Annotated in this window: 1 protein-coding gene; it reads right to left on the bottom strand. The window is 61.6% G+C overall.

Annotation, left to right across the window (positions count from 1 at the left end; all coding sequences use genetic code 11):
* A partial coding sequence (locus tag CF70_RS39165) for a transposase (protein ID WP_035862899.1) occupies positions 1-245 on the bottom strand: 245 nt, incomplete at both ends.

Here is a 245-nt window from a genome sequence, read left to right as displayed (position 1 = left end):
GGACAAACTGCTCGGTGCGTTCGCGCAGGTGGGCGATGCTGGTGTGGCTCGCTTGGCGCAGCACTCGGCGCGTGTAGCAGGCAAACCAGAGCTCGATCTGATTGACCCAACTCGCGTGCAATGGTGTGAAGTGGAAGTGAAACCGCCCATTGTGCCGCGCGTTGAAGGCCTGCCTGACGGCTTCGGCGCGATGCGTGTTCAGGTTATCCCAGACGACGTGCACCTGTTTGCCCGGGTACGCACTT

The sequence above is a fragment of the Cupriavidus sp. SK-3 genome (assembly GCF_000611145.1).
In the GTDB taxonomy this organism is placed as follows: domain Bacteria; phylum Pseudomonadota; class Gammaproteobacteria; order Burkholderiales; family Burkholderiaceae; genus Cupriavidus.
This window is presented reverse-complemented; position numbering and strand designations above follow the sequence as displayed.